Here is a 21,028-nt window from a genome sequence, read left to right on the forward strand (position 1 = left end):
CCGGGTGGACGGGCGACGGCCGAATGCGAGAAGGTATTGCTCTCACGTCTGCGGTCGGTCGAGTGACGCCCCGCCTCATGTCGGCACCGACCACGATCGCAGCGCCTCCGACGTTTCCCCCCGGAGTAGCCTGTGGCTTCCTCGATCCTGAGACACCGCTCGGTGTCCGCATTCGGCGCTGCCGTGCTCGGCATCGCCACCTTGTTCACACCGGTGCCGGCGCTCGCCGCACCGGCCGCGGCGCCCGCGCCCGACCACAGCACGCTGGTCGGCGAGGTGCCGTCGGACAAGACGCCGAACATCAACGACGGCAACGTCGTGGCCATCCACGACGCCGGCAGCAAGGTGATCGTCGGCGGCTCGTTCACAAACGCGCAGAACCGGGGCTCCTCACCCACCCCGGTCGACCGCCGCGGACTGCTCGCCTTCGACAAGGCGACCGGCAAGATCGACAACGCGTTCGCGCCGGTGCTGGACAACGACGTCACCGCGATCATCGCCGGGCCGACCCCCGGCACGGTGTACGTCGCCGGCAAGTTCAACAAGGTCGGCGACAAGAACTTCCGCAAGCTGGTGCTGCTGAACGTCGCCGACGGCACCCCCGTCGAGGGGTTCAAGGGCCCGGCGTTCAACGGCACGGTGAACGACATCGCGCTCGTCGACGGCCACCTGCTGGTCGGCGGCATCTTCACCACGGCGACCGCGACGATCAACCGCAACGGGCTGGCCTCGCTGAACCCGACCACCGGCGCGGTGGACGAGTACCTCACCGTGGCGCTGACCGAGAACCACAACTGGACCCCGACCAACAACGGCGCCTCGGCCGGTGTCGGTACGGAGAAGCTCTCCGTCTCCCCCGACGGCAAGCACCTCGTGGTGATCGGCAACTTCAAGAAGGCCGACGGCGTCGTGCACGACCAGATCGTGCGGATCAACCTCGGTGAGAGCTCCGCGACCATCGCCGACTGGAACACCGACGGCTACTCCGCGGCCTGCAAGTACACCGCGTTCGACTCGTGGGTGCGCGACGTCCAGTTCTCCCCGGACAGCAAGTACTTCGTGGTGGTCACCACCGGCGCGTCGTACCCGGGCACGCTCTGCGACTCCGCCGCCCGCTGGGAGACCTCCGCCACCGGCGCCGGCCAGAAGCCGACCTGGACGAACTTCAGCGGTGGCGACACGTTCCTCTCGGTCGGCATCAGCGAGAAGGCCATCTACGTCGGCGGCCACTTCCGCTGGTCGAACAACCCGCTCGCCCGCGACAAGGCCGGACCGGGCGCGGTGCCGCGGGCCAGCATCGCCGCGCTCGACCCGGTGAGCGGCCTGCCGCTGTCCTGGAACCCGGGCCGCCACCCGCGCGGCTACGGCGTCACCGAGATGCTGGTGACGCAGGAGGGCCTCTGGCTCGGCAGCGACCAGGAGTACATCGGCAACTTCGACTACCAGCGCAAGCGGATCGCCTTCTTCCCGCTGGACGGGGGCAGCACCCCGCACTCGACCAGCACCAAGGGCCTTCCCGGCAACGTCTACCAGGCCGGCCGCGCGGCGCAGACCGAGGTGCTCTACCGGGTCAACGCCGGTGGTCCGGCCATCCCGGCGACCGACGGCGGGCCGGACTGGGCCGCCGACAGCGCCACCGAGCCCAGCCCGTACCACAACACGGGCAACCAGGTCACCAGCTACACCACGAACGCAACGTTCGACGCCACCGTGCCGGCGAGCACGCCGGCCACGCTGTTCAACACCGAGCGGTGGGACGAGGCGACCGCGCCGGACATGCAGTGGGACATCCCGGTCGCCGCAGGCACCCGGGTCGACGTCCGGATCTACATGGCCAACCGCTGGTCCGGCACGAGCAAGCCGGGCGCCCGCAAGTTCGACGTCAGCATCGACGGCGTCCTCAAGCTGAACGACTTCGACCCGGTCGTCGCCGCCGGCGGAACCGACCGCGGCACCATGCAGTCCATCTCGGTGGTCAGCGACGGCGTCGTCGACATCGACTTCGGCCGGGTGCTGCAGAACCCGCTGCTGCACGGCATCGAGATCGTCAAGACCGCGCCCACGCCGGACGCCTCCGACGTGCTCTACCGGGTCAACGCGGGCGGCGACCAGCTCGCCGCGCCGAGCGGCCCGGCCTGGGCCGCGGACACCGCCGCCGCGCCGAGCACCTACCACAACGCCGGCAACCAGGTGACCAGCTACACCACAAACGCGTCGCTCGACGGCACGGTGCCGTCGGGTACGCCGGTCGAGCTGTTCAACGCGGAGCGCTGGGACGAGTCGCCCGCGCCGGACATGCAGTGGGACTTCCCGGTCCCGGCCGGCACGCCGGTGCAGGTGCGCCTCTACCTGGCCAACCGCTGGTCGGGCACCGCCACCGCCGGCAAGCGCAAGTTCAACGTGTCGATCGACGGCGTGGTCAAGCTGAGCAACTTCGACCCGATCGCCGCGATCGGCGCCACCAACCGGGGCACCATGCGCGCGTTCCCGGTCACCAGCGACGGCAACATCGACATCGACTTCGGTCGCGTCCTGGAGAACCCGCTGGTGCAGGGCATCGAGATCGTCAAGCTGCCCCCGGTGCCGCCGGCCACCACCGTCGACAGCATCACCAAGCGGACGTACGACGGCGCTACCTCGGTCGGCAACGCGATGTCGGTGCCGAACGCGGACAACACCGGCTGGTCGGGCGTCAAGGGCGCCTTCTGGGTCGGCGGTGACCTGTTCTACGGCGTCGGCGGCGACCTCTACAAGCGCTCGTTCGACGGCAGCGAGTTCGGCACCCCGAAGAAGCTGGACCCGTACCACGACGCCAAGTGGGACCTGGTCGTCACCGGCTCCGCGCCGGAGGGCTCCACCTACGCCGGCATGACCGGCAACTTCTCCGCGGAGCTGCCGAACGTGACCGCGATGTTCTACTCCAGCGGCCGGATCTACTACTCGCTGGCCGGTCAGAGCACGCTGTTCTGGCGTGGCTTCACGCCGGACACCGGCACCGTCGGCGCCGAGCGCAACACGGTCACCGGCACCACGGCCTTCGCCGACGCGGGCGGCCTGTTCCTGGACGGCGACACGCTCTACGTCGTCTCCCGGAGCACCGGCACCCTGTCCTCGATGGCGTGGTCGGACGGCGTACCGACCGGCTCCGCCACGGTGCGCAGCGGTCCGAGCGTCGACGACGTGGACTGGCGCGGCACCTCGGTCTTCGTCGGCCCCTGACGGCGGGCACGACCGAAACGGAACAGATACGACGATGGCCCGGCCGATATCGGCCGGGCCATCGCCCTTTCTCCGGCGCCGCTCGCGCCGGGGCGGATCAGGTACGGGTCGGTGCGTGCTCACCCGCCCAGACCCGCATCAGGTCCCGTACCGAGATCACTCCCGCCACCTCCCGGCCGTCGAGCACGACCAGGTGACGGAACCCGCCGCGGGCCATCGCCGCGGCTGCCTCCTCGATCGTCCAGTCCGGGCCGGCGTAGACGACGTCCCAGGTCAGGTGTGCCCCGGTGCGCTCGACATCCGGGTCGAGCCCGGCGCCGATCGCCTTCAGCACATCGCGTTCGGTCATGATCCCCACTCCCTCGGAGTCCGGGTCGATCACGACCGCCGACCCGACACCGCGGGCCGACATCATCCGGGCCGCCTGCCGGAGCGTGTGCTCCGGCCCGACCACGAGTACCTCGCTGGACATCGCTTCCCGTACCTGCATCACACATCACCCCTGTGGGACGGCGACTGAGTACGGACATGGTGGGCCATCGATGCGTACCGGGACAAGAACGGGCATCGCCGGAGACGGCCCGGATGGCTACTGTCGGAGGGTGCCCACCGAGCCCCTCCGCTGCGCCGGCGCGCTGATCGTCGACGACGACGGCCGCATCTTCATCCAACGCCGATCCCCCGAGCGACGCCTCTTCCCGAACTGCTGGGACATCGTCGGCGGCCACCTCGAACCGGGCGAGGAGATCGACGACGCGCTGCGCCGGGAGGTCACCGAGGAGACCAGCTGGGCCGTGTCGCACGTGCTCGGCCTGGTCGGCGAATACCGCTACACCGCCGACGACGGGCTGACCCGGGTGGAGACCGACTTCCTGATCCGGGTGGACGGCGACCTGAGCCGGCCCCGGCTGGAGGCCGGCAAGCACACCGAGTTCCGGTGGCTGGCGGAGTCGGAGATCGCGCTGCTCGACGAGCACCGGGACGTCAACGACGGGCTGATCCGGCGGATCGCGGAGGACGGCTTCGCGGCGCTGCGCTCGATCGGGCTGACGGGCTGAACCACTGCGGGTCAGCGCCCGGCGATATCCTCGCCGGGTGGAATCGGGTCGAGAAGAGGAGCGTGTCGGCATGATCGGGATGGTGCTCGCCGCCGGTGCGGGGCGCCGGCTGCGGCCGTACACCGACACCCTGCCCAAGGCCCTGGTGCCGGTCGACGGGGAGATCACCATCCTCGACATCGCGCTGCGCAACCTCGCCGAGGTGGGGCTGAACGAGGTCGTGATCGTGGTCGGCTACGCGGCCGACGCGGTGCGGCAGCGCCAGGCCGCCCTGGAGGAGAAGTACGGCGTCACGATCACGCTGGTCCACAACGACAAGGCCGAGGAGTGGAACAACGCGTACTCGCTCTGGCTGGCGCGTGAGCACTTCTCCCGTGGCGTGCTGCTCGTGAACGGCGACACCGTGCACCCGGTCAGCGTGGAGAAGACGCTGCTGGCCGAGCGCGGCCCGGGCATCCTGCTCGCAGTGGACACGCTCAAGCCGCTGGCCGAGGAGGAGATGAAGACCACCTTCGACGCCGCCGGCCAGCTCACCCGCATCACCAAGCTGATGGACCCGGGCGAGGCGTACGGCGAGTACATCGGCGCGACGCTGATCGAGCCGCAGGTGGCCGGGCCGCTCGCGGACGCGCTGGAGGCGACCTGGCGGCGCGACCCGAACCTCTACTACGAGGACGGCTACCAGGAGTTCGCCGAGCGCGGTGGCGAGGTGCGGGCGGCCCCGATCGGTGACGTCTCCTGGGTCGAGGTCGACAACCACGCCGATCTGGCCCGGGCGCGGGAGATCGCGTGCCGCTACTAGCCCGCAGCGTCCTCACCCCGCTGCACATCGACGTGCGGCGGGGCGCGGTGGCCGACCTGGCGGCGATCCTCTCCGACGGGCGGATCTCCGCCGGTGGCGACGTCGCCGTGGTGGTCGGGCCGGGGCAGGGCGAACGGATCGCCGAACTGATCCGGCCGTCGCTGCGCTCGGCTGACGTGTTCACCGTCGCCGGGGGCACGCTCGACGCCGCCGACGACCTGGGGGCGAAGCTGCGCACCCGGTCGTACGACGCGGTGGTCGGCATCGGCGGCGGCAAGACGATCGACGTGGCCAAGTACGCGGCGACCCGGCGCGGTCTGCCGATGGTGTCGGTGGCGACGAGCCTCGCCAATGACGGCATCGCCTCCCCGGTCGCCAGCCTGATCACCGAGGGCCTGAAGGGCTCCTACGGCGTGCACATCCCGATCGCGGTGATCGTCGACCTGGACTTCGTGGAGGCCGGGCCGGAGCGGCACAACCGGGCCGGCATCGGCGACGTGGTCAGCAACATCAGCGCGCTGGCGGACTGGGAACTGGCCCGGCGGGTACGCGGTGAGCGGGTCGACGGGCTGGCCGCCTCGCTGTCGCGCGCAGGCGCCGAGGCGGTGCTCAACCACCCGGGTGACATGAACGACGACGGCTTCGTCACGGTGCTCGCCGACGCGCTGATCTCCAGTGGCCTGGCGATGGCGATCGAGGGCACCAGCCGACCGTGCAGCGGCGGCTGCCACGAGATCATGCACGCGATCGACGCGCTGTTCCCCGGCACCGCCTCGCACGGCGAACTGGCCGGGCTCGGTGCGCTGTTCTGCACGTACCTGCGCGGCGACGAGCGCCGGTTCGCCGAGATGGCGGCCTGCCTGACCCGGCACGGGCTGCCCCGGCTACCCGCCGAGGTGGAGCTGACCGACGACCAGTTCGTCGAGGCGGTGCAGTTCGCGCCGGCCACCCGGCCGGACCGCTACACCATCCTCGAACACCTCGCGATGTCCGCTACCGAGACGCGGGAGCGGCTGGCAGACTACGCCGGTGCCCTCCGCGACCACATTGGCTGAGCCCCGTCCCACCGTCGCCGACTTCCACCGGGTCAACCGGGGAGGCGGCCTGTTCAGCGAGTCGATCAGCCAGTGGATCGGGGCGGCCTTCGCGCTTGCCGCGCAGCGCCTGGGGTTGCGCCCGACCGCGCTGACGCTGACCAACCTGGTGCTGGGGCTGGCCGCTTCGATCACCGTGGTGGCGCTCGCCGACGACGTGGCCGCCGGCACCGTACCGGCCTGGGCGGTCGGGCTCTTCGCCCTGGTCGCGTGGCAGATCGCGTACGCGCTGGACTGCGCCGACGGGCAGCTCGCCCGGGTGACCGGTCAAGGCAGCGCGGCCGGCGCCCGGATCGACGTGCTCTGCGACGTGGCCGCCCAGATCGCGCTGGTGGCCGCCATCGGCGCGACAGCCGTGGCGCAGCGCCCGTCCACGCCGGTCTGGCTGGTGGCGGTGTTCGCCGGCACCTGGATGGTCAACCTGGTGACCTCGGTGATGCAGTCCGGGCCGAACGCGGCGAGCATGGTCACCTCGACCTCGCTCCCGGTGCGCCTGGTGAAGCTGGTCCGCGACTACGGCGCGGTGATCTTCGTGGCCGGCCTGGTGCTGGCCTTCGCGCCCGCGCTGGCGTTCTGGGTGATGGTCGCGTTCACCGTGGTCAACGGCGGATTCCTGCTGGCGAGCATCGCCTTCTCCGCCCGCGCCTCCCTGCGCTGAGGTGCAGGAGACCTAGTCGGTGCCGGGAGCCGCGACCGGTAAGCCCACCGAGACGGCGATGTCCGACATCCGCTTGTCGTATGTGACGAGCGTGTCGAGCGCATCTCCGAGGGCCTGGGCACTCGCCACGTGTAGCGCGTCCAGCGTCCGGATGCCGGCGGGCAGGGCAGCAGCCGAATCACGGACCTCCTCGGTCACCAGGATCTCGGTGAAGTTCCGTACCAGCATCTGCATGGCGTCCGGGTAGTCGCCGATCCGGTCGAGGGTGCGTGCCGTCTCGACGAATCCGACTGAGCTGGTTCCCATCGGCATGCCCGCCCGGCTCGCCAGGAATTCCTGAAGTTCCGTGACGTAGGTACGGCCGGCGATCAGAGTGATCAAGGCGGACGAGTCCAGATAGATCACCGCTCGTCGTCCTCGCGGTCGGCCAACAGCAGCTCAAGGGGCGACACGTCGGGCGGCACGTCGTAGCGGGGCAGCCGGTCGATGTCGCTCGTGGTGGTCGCCTTGAGGCGGATCACCCCTTTCGCCACCAGGGCCGCGTACCTGCCCAGCGTCCCCGAACCCGGCAGCAGCACGGCGATTACGCTGCCGTGCCGCGTGACCTCGATCGTCTCGCCCTGTTCCACGCGGGCGAACATCGCGCTGGGGTTGTAGGAGAACTCGCGCACGGACACGGTGCTCACCACGCACCTCCCTTGTGCCGACAACAGCCCGATTGTACCTACAAGCCGGCCGCACCGGCCGGCACTCAGGTGAGCGAGGCGTAGATGTCGATCAGGCGCTTGGTGATCACGTCGGGGTGGAAGGTGCGCTCGTAGCGGGACCGGGCCGGGCCGGCGAGCATCCCCGCCTCGGCGGCGGCCAGCGGCAGCGCGGCGGCCAGCGCCTCGACCTCCGGCGCCACCACCCAACCCGCCTCGCCGCGCTGCACCCCTGACGGCAACGCGACGCGCCCGTCGCCCGGCGCCGCGGTGGCCACCTCGGCCGGGCCGGTCCCGGCGGGCTCGCGCGGGCCGTCCGCGCCCACCAGGTACGGGATGCCGCCGAGCGCGGTCCCGAGCACCGGCCGCCCGGACGCCAGCGCCTCGATGATCACCGTGGGCAGCACGTCGTGCCAGGTGGAGGTGGCCAGCACCACGGAGCTGTCGGCCAGCGCCGCGCGTACCCCGGAACGGTCGAGCTGGCCCAGGTAGAGCACGTCGGGCCGCTCGGCGGCGGCCGCCTCGGCCAGCGGACGCAGCTCGCCGTCACCGGCGATGCGCAGCGGGCCGAGCGCACCCACCGGGTGCCGCCGCCACGCCGCGAGCAGCAGGTCCAGGCCCTTCTCCGGGCTGAGCCGGCCCATGAAGAGGAAGCCGTTCCCGGACGGCGCCGGGGTGCCCGGGTCGGGCACCGCGTTCGGCTTGACCACGATCCGCTCGTCCGGGATGCCGTAGTCGCGCAGATGATCAGCGACCGCCGTGGTGAGCGCGATGTACCGGTCCACCGACTTCCACGTGGGGCGGTGCACGGCGAGCGTGGTCGCCATCAGCGCGCTCTGCGCCCGCGAGTTGCGGTAGCAGCGGTGCACGATCGCCGGAACGCCGAGCGTCCGCCCCCGGCAGTCCTGGCAGATCACGCCGTCGCGGAAGTACAGGCCCGAGGAGCAGACCTGCCGGTAGTTGTGCACGGTCTGCACCACCGGCACACCGCGCTTGTGCGCGGTCCGCACCACCCAGGGCGAGAGCAGAGGGTACGGGTTGTGCAGGTGCAACACGTCCGGCCGGTGCTCGGTGAGCAGGCGGTCGAGGTCGTGCTGGGCCTTCGGGGCCCAGATCGGCGAGATCGGCAGCAGCGCCTTGGCCGGCTTGGACATCGACGGGATCTCGTCGGAGCTGCGCAGGAACGGCAGCACCTCCACACCGGCGGCGGTGAGCTGGGCGATCTCCGCGTCGACGATGGTGTTCTCGCCGGAGGGCTGGGCTTCCCGGTACCGGTTGTGCGCCACCACGATTCTCACGGGAAAGAAGGCTACCGTTGGACGATGCCCGAACTACCGGAGGTGGAAGCGCTCGCCGGTTACCTGCGCGAGCGTGCGGTGGGCCGCCGCGTCGAGCGGTTCGAGGTCGCCGCGATCAACGCGCTGAAGACGTACGACCCGCCGCCGAGCGCGGTCGCCGGCCGCGCCGTCACCGGCGCCGGCCGGTACGGCAAGTTCCTGGACGTCCGGTTCGACGAGGGTCTGCACCTGGTGGTCCACCTGGCCCGGGCGGGCTGGCTGCACTACCGGGAGGCGTTCCCGTCGGCGGCCCCGCTGCGGCCCGGCAAAGGCCCGATCGCCGTGCGGTTACGCCTCGACGACGGCTCCGGCTTCGACCTGACCGAGGCCGGCACCCAGAAGAAGCTGGCCGCCTACCTGGTCACCGATCCGGCGACGGTGCCGGGCGTGGCGAAGCTCGGGCCGGACGCGCTGGAGGCGGACCTGCCGACCTTCGCCGAGCGGCTGCGCAGCCGCCGGGGCCAGGTGAAGGGTGTGCTGACCGACCAGTCGGTGCTGGCCGGGATCGGGAACGCGTACTCCGACGAGATCCTGCACGCGGCGCGGCTCTCGCCGTTCGCGATCACCGACCGGCTCACCGACGACCAGCTCGCCGGCCTGCACGCGGCGACGCGCGCGGTCCTCGGCGACGCGGTACGCCGGTCAATGGGGCAGCGGGCCGCGGAGCTGAAGGGCGAGAAGCGTTCGGGCCTCAAGGTGCACGCCCGCAAAGGTCTGCCGTGTCCGGTCTGTGGCGACACCGTGCGGGAGGTCTCGTTCGCCGATTCGAGCCTTCAGTACTGCCCCACCTGTCAGACAGGTGGCAAGCCGCTGGCTGACCGAAGGTTGTCCCGGCTCGTACGGTGAGTAATGGCATTCGCCGGTTACCGAGCGGAATCGACCGGCGATCGCCGAAGGTCCGGTCCGCCCCTCTACCCGAGCCGTCATCCATCGGTATAGTGGCTCGGTCCCCGGCTTCACAACTGATTCGGAGCCGGCCAGATCTCACCGAGCACCAGCGGAACGGCTTCCTCGCGGGGACCGTTCCGGGCGGGGCCCGCGTGGGAGACTGGGACGGTGAGCGACCCGGGCCCTCACGCCGAGTGAGGACGCGGGTCATGCGGGAGGACATGGGTTGAGGTGACGACAAGCCTCCAGCGCCCGGTAACCGACAGAGGCCGGAGCAAGAGCGTGCGGCACGTCGACAGCTTTGAGATCCAGCCGCCGACTCCGCCGTCGCACAACGGCGTACCGCGGTCGGCGTGGGCCCGCGCCCGGCGTCGGGTGTCCCGGTGGCACCGGCCCTACATCGCCTTCCTGCTGCTGCTCGACTTCGGCGCGGCGGCCCTGGCCAGCTTCCTGGCCGTGCAGATCTTCGAGCAGGCCGCCTCCGGCTTCCGGGACGCGCCCGAGGCGTGGTTCTACACCGTGGCGTTCGTGCTGCTGCCGCTCGGCTGGGTGCTCATCCTCTGGGGCAACCGGGCCTACGACCGGCGCTACCTCGGTCTCGGCCCGGACGAGTACAAGCGGGTGATCCGGGGCGGCGTGGCGGTCGCCGCGACCGTCTCGTTCCTCGCCTTCGCCACGAAGACCACCCTGTCCCGGTGGACGGTCGGCTTCGCGCTGCTCGGTGCCCTGCTGCTGATCCTGCTCGTCCGCATGATCGCCCGGGCCTGCCTGCACGCGCTGCGCCGCCGCGCCGGTTATGCCGGGCACCGGATGGTGCTCGTCGGCACGCTGCCGGAGTGCCTGGAGGTCTACTCCACCGTCACCCGGAACCCGTCCGTCGGGCTGGTGCCGGTGGCCATCCACCTCACCGACGGGTACGCCGCCGCGCGCGGCCTGGAGACCCCGGTGCCGGTGTACGCGGGCCGCGACGTCCTGGCCCTGGTGCGTGAGGTCGGCGGCGACACGATCGCGGTCTGCGGCTCGGCCAGCGCCGAGCCGGGCGAGCTGCGCCGGCTGGCCTGGCAGCTGGAGGGCTCCGGCGTCGACCTGGTGGTCGCGCCCCAGCTCACCGACATCGCCGGTCCCCGGGTGCACATCCGCCCGATCGAGGGCCTGCCGCTGCTGCACGTCGAGGAGCCGACCCTGTCCGGGCCGGCGCTGCTGGCCAAGAACCTGATGGACCGGGTCGCCGCCGGGCTGGGCCTGCTGCTGCTGGTCCCGCTCTTCCTCGCCATCGCCGTCGCGATCCGGATCTCCGACCCCGGGCCGGTCTTCTTCCGCCAGCCCCGCGTGGGCCACGAGGGGCGGACGTTCCGGGTCTGGAAGTTCCGGACCATGTACGTGGACGCCGAGGAGCGGCTGGCCGGCCTGGTCGACCGCAACGAGACCGACGGCATGCTGTTCAAGATGAAGCAGGACCCCCGGGTCTTCCCGGTGGGCCGCTTCCTGCGCGCCACGTCGCTGGACGAGCTGCCCCAGCTGATCAACGTGCTCTGGGGCGAGATGTCGCTCGTCGGCCCGCGCCCGCTGCCCGCCGACGACGGCGACTTCCTCGGCGACGTCCGCCGCCGGCTGCTGGTCCGGCCGGGCATGACCGGTCTGTGGCAGGTGTCCGGCCGTTCCGACCTGTCCTGGGACGAGGCGGTCCGGCTCGACCTCTACTACGTCGACAACTGGTCGCTGGCGTACGACCTGAGCATCCTGTGGCGGACCGTCGGCGTGGTGCTGGCCCGCAAGGGCGCGTACTAGCGCTACCGGGCCGGTACCCGGCAGGATCGCTGCGTGGGTGGCAACCTCTCCGCCGTCTTCGCCGTCGTCTCGCTGGTCACCGCGCTGGCCGCGGCGCTCTGGGCGGTGCTGCGGCTGCGCGGCCGGCGGGGCATCGCCACCGCCACGCAGCGGGCCACGTACGAGGTGCTGCACACGGCGGGGCTCGCCGCCGAGCCGCTGCGCGCCGGCCTGACCGCGGCGGACGCGGCGAAGGCCGTACGCCATCTGCGGGCCCTCGTGGGCGCGGCCGGGCTGGCGCTGACGGACCGGGACGCGTTGCTCGCGGTCGACGGGCAGGGCGCGCACCACGGCGACCAGCTGGTCGCGGCGGCCCGGCGGGCGGCCGACAGCGGGCGCTCGACGGTGCTGGGCGAGTCGGAGCTGCGCTGCGACCTGGTCGACTGTCCGGTACGCGGCGCGGTGGTGGCGCCGCTGCGCGCGGACGGGCGGGTGGTCGGGGCGCTGGTCGCGGTGGCCGACGAGCGTCCGGCCCCGGGCCTGGTGCAGGCGACGCTGGAGACCGCGCACTGGGCGGGTGACCAGCTCGCGCTGGCCGAGCTGGAGTCGTCGCGGGAGCGGCTGGCGCGGGCCGAGGTACGCGCGCTGCGCGCCCAGATCAGCCCGCACTTCATCTACAACGCGCTGACCGCGATCGGTTCGTTCGTGCGCACCGACCCGGAGCGGGCGCGGGAGCTGATCCTGGAGTTCGCCGAGTTCACCCGCTACTCGTTCCGGGCGCACGGCGAGTTCACCACGCTCGCCGAGGAGCTGCGCTCGATCGACCGCTACCTGACCATCGAGCGGGCGCGCTTCGGCGAACGGCTCCAGGTACGCCTCCAGATCGCGCCGGAGGTGCTGCCGGTGACGTTGCCGTTCCTCTGCCTCCAGCCGCTCGTGGAGAACGCGGTCCGGCACGGGTTGTCCCGCAAGCCGGGCACCGGCATGGTGAGCATCGAGGCCCGGGACGCGGGCGCGGAGTGTCACATCACGGTGGAGGACGACGGGGTGGGGATGGATCCGACGACGCTTACCGCCGGCATCGCCGAGGTGTCGGGCGCGGCCGGCGACCCGGCCGACGACCCGGGGCAGCACGTCGGCCTCTCGAACGTCGACGAACGGCTCCGGTCGGTCTTCGGGGACGGGTTCGGCCTGGTGGTGGAGACGGGCCTGGGTTCGGGTACGAAGGTCAGCATGCGCGTGCCGAAGTTCCACCCCGGCGTCCGGGCGTCGTCATGACCGTCACCGGCACCGGATTCCTCCGGGTGCTGGCGGTGGACGACGAGCCGCCCGCGCTCGACGAGCTGGCGTACCACCTGCGCGCCGATCCCCGGGTGGCCCGGCTGCACACGGCCGGGGACGCGACCGAGGCGCTGCGTGTGCTGCGCGACGACGACGTGGACGTGGTGTTCCTCGACATCCGGATGCCGGGGCTGGACGGCATGGAGCTGGCCCGGGTGCTGCGCCGTTTCGCCCGGCCGCCGGCGATCGTGTTCGTCACCGCGTACGACGACGGCGCGGTGGACGCGTTCGACCTGGGCGCCACCGACTACGTGCGCAAGCCGGTACGCGCCGAGCGGCTGGCCGAGTCGCTGCGCCGGGTGATCGGCTCCCGGGTGGTGCCGTCGCATCCGGCCGCGCTGGCCCGGTCGGAGGAGGATCCGACCATCCCGATCGAGCTGGCCGGCACCACCCGGATGCTGCCCCGCTCGGCGGTGCGGTGGGTGGAGGCGCAGGGCGACTACGCGCGGCTGCACACGGCGGAGGGGTCGCACCTGGTCCGGGTCTCACTGGCGACGCTGGCCGAGCGCTGGGCGGACGCCGGGTTCGTCCGGGTCCACCGGTCGTATCTGGTCCAGCTGCGGCTCATCGCCGAGCTGCGGCTGGTCAACTCCGGCTACGTGGTGGTGATCGACGGATCCGAGCTGCCGGTGAGCCGTCGGCACACCCGGGAGCTGAAGGACAAGCTGGTGCGTGCCGCGAAGCAGGACTGGAGTCGCTGAGGGTCGGGGCTGCCGTCGGCGCGGTGGTCGGCTTGTCGCTGCCGCGCGCTGGCGTACAATGTACGGCAGACCGTACGACAGGGTGGGGGACCGCATGTCCGACGACCGCTTCGACGCCGCTACCGAATTCGACAACCAGCTCGACCGCCTCGTCCAGCTCGGCTACCCGGCACTGGCCGGGCAGACCGAGGAGGAGTTCCGGGCGCTGCTCACCCCGCTGCGCGACGCGGCGGTCGCCGGTGCCGCCGGGCTGGCGGGCCCCACCGACGCACGGGTGCCGTTCCTGCTGGTGACCACGCGGGAGCTGGTGCCGGTGCCGGAACGGATCGCGCTCACTACGCTGACCGGCAAGCGCAAGACCGGCGTCCTCGACCGCAACTTCCCCGCCGACGACCTGCCCACCTTCCACCCGATCAAGGAGCTGGAGGTGCCCGCCGGGCCCGCGTACCTGCTGTTCGACGTGGACCGGGGCGAGGAGTACCGCAACGTGCCGCCGTCGGCAGCGCTGGAGGACATGACCGCGAAGGACCGGCTGCCGATCACCATCGACGAGGGTCTGGCCTTCGTCTCGCTGCACCCGCAGGCACTGGCGAGCAACAGGTGCTTCTCGCTCGTGGGGTCGCGCTGCGGCGACCGGCGGGTGCCCGCGCTCTGGATCAGCCAGGGTGCCCCGAAGCTCGGCTGGTGCTGGTTCGGCAACCCGCACACCTGGCTCGGCTCGGCGACCGCGAATCCGGTACGGGTGGGGCTGAGCTGAGGTCGTCCACAACGACTCCACGCCATCCACCGGGTTATCCACAACCGTGAAGCGTTATCCACAGGTTGTGCACAGGGCCCGGACGCCTGCTCTTGACATTCCCGCTGAGCGGGCGAGACTGCCGGAGGTGACCGGAGCCGAGGAACAGCATCTGACGGGGCGGCCCGCCGAGGCCGCCCCGGTTCCCGGCCCCCGCGCGTCCCCGCCCGGCCGTCGCAAGCCGGGCAGCGGGCCGGAGCCGGCCGCCGCGCCGAAGCGGACCCGGATCGTGCTGGCCGAGGTGTCCCGGGTCGGCAATCCGGCCGACCGCACCCGCTCCGAGCTGACCCAGCAGACCCCGGTCGGTGAGACGCTCGTGCAGGGGCTGATGCGCGCCCAACTCTCCCTCGCACTGCGGCTCAGCCTGCTGGTGCTGGTCGGGCTCGGCGGCCTGCCCTGGCTGTTCGCCATCGCGCCCACGGTCGGCCGGGTGACAGTGCTCGGGGTCAACCTGCCGTGGCTGCTGCTCGGCGTCGTGTCCTTCCCGTTCCTGATCGTGGTCGGCTGGGCGTACGTGCGGCTGGCCGAACGCAACGAGCAGGACTTCGTCGACCTGATCCGACGGCCGGAACGCTGATGGCCAACGACTACGTGGTCCCGGCGATCGTCGCCGTCACCCTGGTCACCGTCGGCATCGGCTTCTACGGGCTGCGGCTGGCCCGCACCACCTCGGACTTCCTGGTCGCGTCCCGGTCGGTCAGCCCGACCTGGAACGCCGCCGCGATCGGCGGGGAGTACCTGTCGGCGGCGAGCTTCCTCGGTGTCGCCGGGCTGATCCTCAAGTACGGCGTGGACGTGCTCTGGTACCCGGTCGGCTTCGCCGCCGGATACCTGGCGCTGCTTCTGTTCGTGGCCGCGCCGCTGCGCCGCTCCGGCGCGTTCACGCTGCCCGACTTCTGCGAGGTGCGGCTCGGCTCCCGCCGGCTGCGGACGCTCGCCACCGTCTTCGTGATCTTCATCGGCTGGCTCTACCTGGTGCCGCAGTTGCAGGGCGCCGGGCTGACGCTGGCCACGCTCACCGGCTCGCCGTACCCGCTCGGCGCGCTGCTCGTCGCCGTGGTGGTGACAGCGAACGTGGCGCTGGGCGGCATGCGGGCGATCACGTTCGTGCAGGCGTTCCAGTACTGGCTGAAGCTCACCGCGCTCGCCGTACCCGCGATCTTCCTGGCGTTGCAGTGGCAGGCCGACGCCCGCCCGGCGGTGACCCCGCCCGACGGGCCGACGTTCCGGACCGCGACCACCGTCGTGGTCGAGCACCGCGCGACGCTCACGCTGCCCGACGGCGACATCCGGGAGGTGCGCCCTGGCGACCGCCTCGAGTTCGCCGCCGGTGACCCGGTGCCGGAGGTGTCCGGCACGGCGACCGGCGCCACCGAATGGCTGCTGCCGGACACCGCGGGCGAGGACGACAGGGGACTGTTCGCCACGTACTCGCTGATCCTCGCCACGTTCCTCGGCACCATGGGCCTGCCGCACGTGCTGGTCCGCTTCTACACCAACCCGGACGGTGCCGCCGCCCGCCGGACCACGCTCGTGGTGCTGGCGCTGGTCGGTGTCTTCTATCTGCTGCCCACCGTCTACGGCGTGCTGGGCCGCATCTACACCCCGCAACTGCTGGTGAGCGGCCAGACCGACGCGGTGGTGGTGCTGCTGCCCGGGGCGGCGTTGGGCGACGGCACCACCGGCCGGCTGCTCGCCGCGCTGGTCGCGGCCGGCGCGTTCGCGGCGTTCCTGTCCACGTCCTCCGGCCTGCTCACCAGCGTGGCCGGGGTGATCTCCACGGACGTGCTGGGCCGCGGCTCGGTACGCGGGTTCCGGCTCGCCACGGTGATCGCCGGCGGGGTGCCGGCGGTGCTCTCGCTGAACGTGTCCGGGCTGGACGTGTCGCAGGTGGTGGGGCTGGCGTTCGCGGTGGCCGCGTCCAGCTTCTGCCCGCTGCTGGTGCTCGGCATCTGGTGGCGCGGCCTGACCGACCTGGGCGCCGCCGCCGGGGTGCTGGTCGGCGGCGGCGCGGCGGTCGGTGCGGTGCTGCTCACCGTGCTGGGCCCGCCGCTGACCGGGTGGCCGGCGACGCTGACCACCCAGCCGGCGGCGTGGACGGTGCCGCTGGCGTTCACCGTCATGGTGGTGGTGTCGATGGCGAGCCGGCGGCGGCTGCCCCGCGACGTCGGCGCCACAATGCTCCGCCTGCACACCCCGGAGTCGCTGCGTCTGTGACGCGGGCAGACCGGTCAGCAGCTGTCGGTGCCGGCGCAGAGGCGGTTCACCACCCATCCGACGACGCGCCGGGCCTCGCGGGGCGTGGTCTGGTGGTCGACCCGCAGTTGAGCGACCAGGTCGCCCTGCCGCACCACGACCCAGCGGGCGGGCGTCCCATCGATCTCGCCGCCCACGAGCACCGCGTCGTCGCCGCCGAGCGACTCGGCCAGGACGGAGAACGAGTCGTCCGGGTGCGCCGGCTCGCAGTCCGTGACCAACTGGCGGACCCGCTTCATGACGGTGGTGGCGGAGGTGCCCGAGTGCCGCGTCACCCGCTCGACGATCCAGTCGCTGGGCGAGTCGAACTGCACCGACCTGCTCGCCACCTGCCCGGTGTCCAGCGCCGGCGACTCGTTGTCGCAGTGGACGGTCGCGGACTCCAGGGACCAGTCGCCGTCCACCTTCGCCGGCGTCGTGAAGCCCTTCGGCAGATCGGCGAGCTGGAGCATCGCCGCCGCCGGGATCGTCCGGCTCGGCGGACGCCCGGTCGACCCGCCGGTCGTGCCGGACGGCCGTCCGATGGTGCGGTCCGGCGTCGGCGTCCCGCTCGCGGACGGCTCCGCGGACGGCGTGACGCTGCGCGTGGGCGCCGGCGTGCTGGGAACGACGGTGGCCGGAGGCACGGGTGGCGGTGCGACGTCGGGACGGGCCAGCGCCACCCCCGACGTGACGACACCCACCGCGACCGCGGCGGCCAGAGCGGCGGCGATCCGGGTACGCCTCGTCCGCTGCCGGCCGCGACGGCGCACCTGCTCGGTGGGGGCCCAGACGAGGTGCTCGGTGTCCCGGTACAGGTCCGAGAAGATCGGCTCAGGCATTGCGGATCTCCTCCGGCAGGGTCATGTCGAGCAGGGCGGCGAGGGCCTTGCGACCCCGGGAGAGGCGAGCCTTGACCGTGCCGCTGGGTACGCCGGTCTGCGCGGCGATCTCCGCGACCGACAGGTCGGCCAGGTGATAGAGGACCACGGCCTGCCGCTGATCCGACGAGAGCTGCCGCAGCGCGGCGACCAGCGCGACCGTGTTCTCGGAGGGCGGCTTGACCGGGGGTGGCGGCCCGTGCCGCCGGTAGGCGACGACGCTGTTGCGGACCTTGCGCCACCGGTTGACCAGCAGGCGGTGCCCGACCGTACGCACCCACGCCTCCGGATCGTCGTACTCGCTCACCTGCGACCAGCGCTGCCAGGCCCGCGCGTACGCCTCCTGGGCGGCGTCCTGAGCCTCGGCCCGGTCGCCGCCGAGCGCGTACAGCACCGTCACCACGCGTTGTCTGCTGCTCCGGTAGAACTCCTCGAACCCACTGTCCGGATCCATGTCTCTCCCCGCTGCCGTTCGTACGCCTGACACCCCCCGCCGTGGTTGCCGGTTGCACGCCGTCGGCGATCCGACTCGTACCTCTCAGGGATGACGCGAGATCATCCTGCCGTCCGAGCAGCCGTTGGGTGGGGACCGATACGGTCGGACCATGACCGATCAGCACCCGGCACTGTCCCTTCGTGGTCTGGCCAAGCGCTTCGACACCAAGGTCGCGGTGGCGGGCGTCGACCTCGCGGTGCCGACCGGCTCGTTCTACGGCCTGCTCGGCCCGAACGGCGCGGGCAAGACCACGACCCTCTCCATGGCCGTCGGCCTGCTGCGGCCCGACGCCGGCGAGGCGCGGGTGCTGGGGTACGACGTCTGGGCCGACCCGGTACGCGCCAAGAGCCTGCTCGGTGTGATGCCGGACGGCGTGCGCCTCTTCGACCGGCTGAGCGGGGCGGAGCTGCTGGCGTACCACGGTCTGCTGCGCGGCATGGATCCGGCGGTGGTCGACCAGCGGGCCGCGGAGCTGCTCGACGTGCTGGCGCTCTCCGACGCCGGCCGCACGCTCGTGGTCGACTACTCGGCGGGCATGAAGAAGAAGATCGGGCTGGCCTGCGCGCTGCTGCACGGTCCGCGCCTGCTGGTGCTGGACGAGCCGTTCGAGGCGGTCGACCCGGTCTCGGCGGCGCTGATCCGCGACATCCTGCACCGGTACGTCGGCGGCGGCGGCACGGTGATCTTCTCCAGCCACGTGATGGAGGTGGTCGAGCGGCTCTGCTCCCACGTGGCGATCCTGGCCGAGGGCCGGATCAAGCGGGTGGGCACGCTGACCGAGGTGCGCGGCGACCGGTCGCTGGAGGACGTCTTCGTGGAGGTGGTCGGCGGCCGGACCGCGACCGGCGAGGAGCTGTCGTGGCTGTCCCGGTGACCGTGCCCGAGCGCCCGGCCCGGCGGGTGTCGCCCTGGCACTTCGTCCGGCTCAAGCTGCGGGTGCTCGGCAACAACTTCCGGGGCCAGACGTGGCGGGTCGCGTTGTTCGTCCTCGGCCTGCTGTTCGGCCTGTGGTTCGCCGCCGTCGGGTTCTTCCTGCTGGCCGCGCCGGGCCTGGCCGGTGAGTCCCGGTACGCGCTGATGATCGCCGCCTTCGGCGGTGGCCTGCTCACGCTCGGCTGGCTGCTCCTGCCGCTCGTCTTCTTCGGCGTGGACGAGACGCTCGACCCGGCCCGGTTCGCACTGCTGCCGCTGTCCCGCCGCACCCTGGTCACCGGCCTGCTCGCCGCCGCCCTGGTCAGCGTGCCGGCGCTGGCGACAGCTATCACGGCCGCCGGGCTGGTGGTCACCGCCGGTGCGCTCGGTGGATGGGTGGCCGCGCTGGTCGGCGCGCTCGGCGTGGTCGTCGGGCTGCTCGTCTGCCTGGCCGGTGCCCGCGCGCTGACCAGTGCGTTCGCGACCATGCTGCGCTCCCGCCGGGTCCGCGACCTGGCCGCCGTGCTGCTCGCGGTGCTGGCCGCGCTGCTCGGGCCGTTGCAGTTGCTGGTGCTCGCCGCGGTACGGCAGACCGACTGGGACCGCCTGGACGGTGTGGCACGGGTGGTCGGCTGGACGCCGTTCGGCGCACCGTGGACCGCCGGTCTGGACGTGGCCCAGGGCCGGGCCGGCGCGGCGGTGGTGAAGCTGCTGATCGCGGTCGCGACGCTCGGCGTACTCCTGTTCTGGTGGTCCCGGTCGCTGGAGACGGCGATGGTGGGCGCGGCGAGCAGCGGCCCCGCGCGGACGCCGCGCGCCGTGGCCGGCGGTGCGGTCGCGCAGCTCTTCCCCCGCGTTGTTGGCTGGGCCCGGCGGGACCGGTTCGGCGCGATCGTCGCCCGGGAGTGCCGCTACTGGTGGCGGGACGCCCGCCGCCGGGCCAACCTGATCACCGTCGCGGTGGTCGGCGTGTTCGTGCCGCTGATGGTCAACCTGGGCGGCCCCGCGTTCCTGTCCGAGGGTGGCGCCGCGTTCGACCAGGCCACAGCCGATTCCTCACCGGCGATGGTCAGCCTCACCATGATCTTCGTGGGGGCGCTCGCGTCGTTGACGCTCGCCAACCAGTTCGGCTTCGACGGCAGCTCGTACGCGGCGAACGTGGTCGCCGGCGTGCCGGGGCGGGTGGAGCTGCGGGCCCGGATGGCCGCGTTCTCGATCTACGTGGTGCCGATGCTCGTGGTGATCGCGGTGGCGCTGGCGGTCGTCCTCGGCCGGCCCGAATGGCTCGGCGTGATGGGTGGCGCGTTGTTCGCCGCGTACGGCTGCGGGCTGGCGATCAACGCGTTCGTCTCCGTGCTCGGCGCGTACTCGCTGCCCGAGTCGAGCAACCCGTTCGCCCTGAACAGCGGCGCGGGCTTCACCAAGGGTCTGCTCACCCTGGTCTCCATGGTCGGCTCGGCGGTGGTGGCGGTGCCGTTCGTGGTGGCCGCCGCGCTGCTCGGCGACGTGTGGCTCTGGCTGGCGCTGCCGGTCGGCCTGGCGTACGGCGGGGGCGCGGCGCTGCTCGGCGCGTACATGGCCGGGGACACACTGGATCACCGGCAGCCGGAGCTGCTGGCCAATGTCACCCCGAGGCGCTGATGCCCGTCGTCGAAGCGGTCATCACCGTCCCGGTCCCCCCGGAGCTGGCGTTCGCCGTCTCCCAGACCACCGCCCCGGTGCGGTACCGCTGGGATCCGTTCGTCCGCGAGCAGCACTTCGTCGACGGCGCGACGCGGCCCGGCCGGGGCGTGCGGACGTACACCCGCTCCCGGCACGGCCTGGTCATGGTCAGCGAGTACGTCTCCTGGTCACCGCCGACGAACGTCGGCATGAAGATGGTGCGCGGACCGTGGTTCTTCGAGCGGTTCGGCGGCGGCTGGCGGTTCGCGCCCGGCCCGGATCCCGGCACCACGATCGCGACGTGGCGGTACAACTTCCGCTGCCGCCCGGCGTTCCTACGCCCGGTCGCCGAGCGGATCGGGGAGTGGTTGCTCGGGCGCGACATCCGGCGCCGGATCGCCGGGTACGCGGACGGCTGCGCCGACCCGGAGGTGCTCGCCGCCGCCCGCCGGCTGCTCGCCGACGACTGATCCACGC

21 protein-coding genes are annotated in these 21,028 nt (G+C 72.2%); 15 read left to right on the forward strand and 6 right to left on the reverse strand.

The window, feature by feature from the left end; genetic code table 11:
• The first annotated feature begins 132 nt into the window (after positions 1 to 132).
• Entirely contained in the window at positions 133 to 3,219 is a 3,087-nt protein-coding gene (locus CLT75_RS23580; RefSeq protein ID WP_135242509.1) for a malectin domain-containing carbohydrate-binding protein, read from the forward strand.
• A 97-nt stretch (positions 3,220 to 3,316) separates the two neighbouring features.
• Here CLT75_RS23580 and CLT75_RS23585 read toward each other — a convergent pair whose 3' ends face one another.
• Positions 3,317 to 3,709 (reverse strand): CBS domain-containing protein, encoded by a 393-nt coding sequence (locus CLT75_RS23585; RefSeq protein ID WP_135242510.1) that lies wholly within the window; start codon positions 3,707 to 3,709, stop codon positions 3,317 to 3,319.
• Between the two features lie 112 nt (positions 3,710 to 3,821).
• Here CLT75_RS23585 and CLT75_RS23590 point away from each other — a divergent pair, with 112 nt between their 5' ends.
• The 4 genes from CLT75_RS23590 (at position 3,822) to CLT75_RS23605 (ending at position 6,831) form a co-directional block, all read left to right on the forward strand.
• Positions 3,822 to 4,277, forward strand: a complete 456-nt coding sequence (locus tag CLT75_RS23590; RefSeq protein WP_486485256.1) for an NUDIX domain-containing protein — start codon at positions 3,822 to 3,824, stop codon at positions 4,275 to 4,277.
• Between the two features lie 70 nt (positions 4,278 to 4,347).
• On the forward strand, positions 4,348 to 5,079 hold the full coding sequence (locus tag CLT75_RS23595; protein ID WP_135244110.1) for a phosphocholine cytidylyltransferase family protein: 732 nt from the start codon (positions 4,348 to 4,350) through the stop codon (positions 5,077 to 5,079).
• The gene (locus CLT75_RS23600; RefSeq protein WP_030499402.1) at positions 5,067 to 6,134 is read left to right on the forward strand and encodes an iron-containing alcohol dehydrogenase family protein; all 1,068 of its coding nucleotides are present in this window, start codon (positions 5,067 to 5,069) and stop codon (positions 6,132 to 6,134) included. Before CLT75_RS23595 ends, CLT75_RS23600 begins: the two co-directional genes overlap by 13 nt.
• Positions 6,109 to 6,831 carry a CDP-alcohol phosphatidyltransferase family protein gene (locus CLT75_RS23605; RefSeq protein WP_135242512.1) on the forward strand — a complete coding sequence of 241 codons (723 nt, stop codon included), beginning with the start codon at positions 6,109 to 6,111 and terminating at the stop codon, positions 6,829 to 6,831. The genes CLT75_RS23600 and CLT75_RS23605 overlap by 26 nt, the downstream gene beginning before the upstream one ends.
• A 12-nt stretch (positions 6,832 to 6,843) precedes the next feature.
• Here the strand turns inward: CLT75_RS23605 and CLT75_RS23610 are convergent, their stop codons facing one another.
• The 3 genes from CLT75_RS23610 to CLT75_RS23620 all read right to left on the reverse strand — a co-directional run bounded on the left by CLT75_RS23610 (position 6,844) and on the right by CLT75_RS23620 (position 8,833).
• Complete coding sequence (locus CLT75_RS23610) at positions 6,844 to 7,236, reverse strand: type II toxin-antitoxin system VapC family toxin (RefSeq protein ID WP_135242513.1); 393 nt, start codon at positions 7,234 to 7,236, stop codon at positions 6,844 to 6,846.
• The gene (locus CLT75_RS23615) at positions 7,233 to 7,517 is read right to left on the reverse strand and encodes a type II toxin-antitoxin system Phd/YefM family antitoxin (protein WP_135242514.1); all 285 of its coding nucleotides are present in this window, start codon (positions 7,515 to 7,517) and stop codon (positions 7,233 to 7,235) included. The genes CLT75_RS23610 and CLT75_RS23615 overlap by 4 nt, the downstream gene beginning before the upstream one ends.
• A 65-nt stretch (positions 7,518 to 7,582) precedes the next feature.
• Complete coding sequence (locus CLT75_RS23620; RefSeq protein ID WP_135242515.1) at positions 7,583 to 8,833, reverse strand: glycosyltransferase family 4 protein; 1,251 nt, start codon at positions 8,831 to 8,833, stop codon at positions 7,583 to 7,585.
• A gap of 24 nt (positions 8,834 to 8,857) precedes the next feature.
• Between CLT75_RS23620 and CLT75_RS23625 the strand changes: the two genes are divergently transcribed.
• From CLT75_RS23625 to CLT75_RS23655, 7 genes are all read left to right on the forward strand, one after another.
• Entirely contained in the window at positions 8,858 to 9,718 is an 861-nt protein-coding gene (locus CLT75_RS23625; RefSeq protein ID WP_135242516.1) for a DNA-formamidopyrimidine glycosylase family protein, read from the forward strand.
• A 324-nt stretch (positions 9,719 to 10,042) separates the two neighbouring features.
• Positions 10,043 to 11,548 carry a sugar transferase gene (locus tag CLT75_RS23630; RefSeq protein ID WP_135242517.1) on the forward strand — a complete coding sequence of 502 codons (1,506 nt, stop codon included), beginning with the start codon at positions 10,043 to 10,045 and terminating at the stop codon, positions 11,546 to 11,548.
• Positions 11,549 to 11,581: 33 nt separating this feature from the next.
• On the forward strand, positions 11,582 to 12,805 hold the full coding sequence (locus CLT75_RS23635) for a histidine kinase (protein ID WP_013289287.1): 1,224 nt from the start codon (positions 11,582 to 11,584) through the stop codon (positions 12,803 to 12,805).
• Positions 12,802 to 13,569 carry a LytR/AlgR family response regulator transcription factor gene (locus tag CLT75_RS23640; RefSeq protein WP_135242518.1) on the forward strand — a complete coding sequence of 256 codons (768 nt, stop codon included), beginning with the start codon at positions 12,802 to 12,804 and terminating at the stop codon, positions 13,567 to 13,569. Before CLT75_RS23635 ends, CLT75_RS23640 begins: the two co-directional genes overlap by 4 nt.
• A 94-nt stretch (positions 13,570 to 13,663) precedes the next feature.
• Complete coding sequence (locus CLT75_RS23645; protein WP_486485257.1) at positions 13,664 to 14,326, forward strand: DUF5701 family protein; 663 nt, start codon at positions 13,664 to 13,666, stop codon at positions 14,324 to 14,326.
• A gap of 265 nt (positions 14,327 to 14,591) precedes the next feature.
• Positions 14,592 to 14,942: a hypothetical protein gene (locus tag CLT75_RS23650; RefSeq protein WP_209310488.1), complete on the forward strand. Its 351-nt coding sequence runs from the start codon at positions 14,592 to 14,594 to the stop codon at positions 14,940 to 14,942.
• The gene (locus tag CLT75_RS23655; RefSeq protein WP_135242521.1) at positions 14,942 to 16,582 is read left to right on the forward strand and encodes a sodium/solute symporter; all 1,641 of its coding nucleotides are present in this window, start codon (positions 14,942 to 14,944) and stop codon (positions 16,580 to 16,582) included. The genes CLT75_RS23650 and CLT75_RS23655 overlap by 1 nt, the downstream gene beginning before the upstream one ends.
• 14 nt (positions 16,583 to 16,596) lie before the next feature.
• Here the strand turns inward: CLT75_RS23655 and CLT75_RS33445 are convergent, their stop codons facing one another.
• Both CLT75_RS33445 and CLT75_RS23665 read right to left on the reverse strand, forming a co-directional pair.
• Positions 16,597 to 17,442, reverse strand: coding sequence for a hypothetical protein (locus CLT75_RS33445; RefSeq protein ID WP_393378094.1), 846 nt, complete (start codon positions 17,440 to 17,442; stop codon positions 16,597 to 16,599).
• Entirely contained in the window at positions 17,435 to 17,935 is a 501-nt protein-coding gene (locus CLT75_RS23665; RefSeq protein ID WP_135242522.1) for a SigE family RNA polymerase sigma factor, read from the reverse strand. Before CLT75_RS23665 ends, CLT75_RS33445 begins: the two co-directional genes overlap by 8 nt.
• 151 nt (positions 17,936 to 18,086) lie before the next feature.
• Here CLT75_RS23665 and CLT75_RS23670 point away from each other — a divergent pair, with 151 nt between their 5' ends.
• From CLT75_RS23670 to CLT75_RS23680, 3 genes are read left to right on the forward strand one after another with little or no spacing between them, the layout of a single operon-like run.
• Positions 18,087 to 18,851, forward strand: a complete 765-nt coding sequence (locus tag CLT75_RS23670; RefSeq protein WP_135242523.1) for an ABC transporter ATP-binding protein — start codon at positions 18,087 to 18,089, stop codon at positions 18,849 to 18,851.
• Entirely contained in the window at positions 18,836 to 20,530 is a 1,695-nt protein-coding gene (locus CLT75_RS23675; RefSeq protein ID WP_135242524.1) for an ABC transporter permease, read from the forward strand. The genes CLT75_RS23670 and CLT75_RS23675 overlap by 16 nt, the downstream gene beginning before the upstream one ends.
• Complete coding sequence (locus tag CLT75_RS23680; RefSeq protein WP_135242525.1) at positions 20,530 to 21,021, forward strand: SRPBCC family protein; 492 nt, start codon at positions 20,530 to 20,532, stop codon at positions 21,019 to 21,021. The genes CLT75_RS23675 and CLT75_RS23680 overlap by 1 nt, the downstream gene beginning before the upstream one ends.
• Positions 21,022 to 21,028 lie beyond the last annotated feature (7 nt).

It is taken from the genome of Micromonospora sp. CNZ285 (assembly GCF_004637285.1).

Coding starts and splice junctions, on each gene's coding strand:
- CLT75_RS23585 (WP_135242510.1), bottom strand. CDS start 3,709: ATGCAGGTACGGGAAGCGATGTCCAGCGAGGTACTCGTGGTCGGGCCG.
- CLT75_RS23595 (WP_135244110.1), top strand. CDS start 4,348: ATGATCGGGATGGTGCTCGCCGCCGGTGCGGGGCGCCGGCTGCGGCCG.
- CLT75_RS23625 (WP_135242516.1), top strand. CDS start 8,858: ATGCCCGAACTACCGGAGGTGGAAGCGCTCGCCGGTTACCTGCGCGAG.
- CLT75_RS23640 (WP_135242518.1), top strand. CDS start 12,802: ATGACCGTCACCGGCACCGGATTCCTCCGGGTGCTGGCGGTGGACGAC.
- CLT75_RS23645 (WP_486485257.1), top strand. CDS start 13,664: ATGTCCGACGACCGCTTCGACGCCGCTACCGAATTCGACAACCAGCTC.
- CLT75_RS23655 (WP_135242521.1), top strand. CDS start 14,942: ATGGCCAACGACTACGTGGTCCCGGCGATCGTCGCCGTCACCCTGGTC.
- CLT75_RS33445 (WP_393378094.1), bottom strand. CDS start 17,442: ATGCCTGAGCCGATCTTCTCGGACCTGTACCGGGACACCGAGCACCTC.
- CLT75_RS23665 (WP_135242522.1), bottom strand. CDS start 17,935: ATGGATCCGGACAGTGGGTTCGAGGAGTTCTACCGGAGCAGCAGACAA.
- CLT75_RS23670 (WP_135242523.1), top strand. CDS start 18,087: ATGACCGATCAGCACCCGGCACTGTCCCTTCGTGGTCTGGCCAAGCGC.
- CLT75_RS23680 (WP_135242525.1), top strand. CDS start 20,530: ATGCCCGTCGTCGAAGCGGTCATCACCGTCCCGGTCCCCCCGGAGCTG.